We start from the raw sequence: 1,021 nt of genomic DNA, 5'->3' as shown, positions 1-1,021 counted from the left end.
AACGCTGGTGGATAAGATCAACAGCTGGTCAGAATCTGATAGTGAGCCTGCAAATACTGAAGCAACTGGTGAAATATGTCACTGGCTGAAGCAACAGGGTATCGATGATGAGCGTAGCATTGTGGGGTTATTCCGGCTGTTTCACGAGCGGGGATATATGACGCTGGCTACGCTCCCGCCCGAATACCGTACAGCGCTGAATGACCCTAATGAACCCGGAGTCTTTAAAGCAGAATCGTTGCTGCTCCGTGAAATGGGTTATTTGCCACAGGTATAATAAGGAAAACGATGATTAGTTTAAAAGCCGGTTCCCCGGTATGTAACTGTAAAAATCCGGATACGTGTATCCATATGTTTTCCCTGAAGGTTGGGGAGAGGACATTCACCTATAAGCAGGCTGATTTTATCTCGTCAGTAGATGTGATAGATGAAGATGACAAGGGTGTTCCGGTATCGATGACGCTGGTGGATAAAGGCTGTGTGTCGAATAATTCGTCCTGTCCGCAAGGCGTCATTTATAACCCTTCAGATAGTAAAACGCTTCAGACCTTTAATAAAGGGCTGACAGATTATATTCTGCATTATGTACCAAAAGTCAATTATTTTAAGGTTACTGATTCGGTTGATTTTCTGGAGGATTATATTCTGGAATCCGATGTTCTGGATGTCCTGCCGAAAAATGACTACCTTCTGCGACTGGGTGAATGTAAAGGTAATCCCTTCATCAACCAGTCACTGAGCTTTATGAATGGTGCATCTCCACTCTTATCGATGGCTCCCCTTGATGTTTTGACAACGTGGATCCATGTCTTTGCCGGTTTTAAATGGGAAGTGGATCTGGCAATCGGACTGGAACATGAAGTCAAGGAGTACACAGAGAAAGAACGGAAGCAACAGCAGAATGCAGAAAATAAATCTCAGGGTAAAAGTCAGCGCGGGAACCGTGGCTGGACGAAAAAACCTCAATATGAAATCAGTAATGCCCTAGAGATGGAAGGAAAACTGAACTGCTCTCTTGGTG

At 44.6% G+C, this 1,021-nt stretch carries 2 pseudogenes; both read left to right on the top strand.

From position 1 onward, the window contains the following. Positions 1-277: pseudogene (locus ADK28_RS32120) on the top strand (DUF4123 domain-containing protein); the annotation flags it as partial. Positions 278-288: 11 nt separating this feature from the next. After that, a pseudogene (locus ADK28_RS08485) lies at positions 289-1,021 on the top strand (hypothetical protein); the annotation flags it as partial.

The sequence above is a fragment of the Serratia sp. 506_PEND genome (genome assembly GCF_001076875.1).
Lineage (GTDB): Bacteria > Pseudomonadota > Gammaproteobacteria > Enterobacterales > Enterobacteriaceae > Serratia > Serratia marcescens.
The sequence above is the reverse complement of the archived record's forward strand: the minus strand, read 5'-3'. Positions and strand labels throughout refer to the sequence as shown.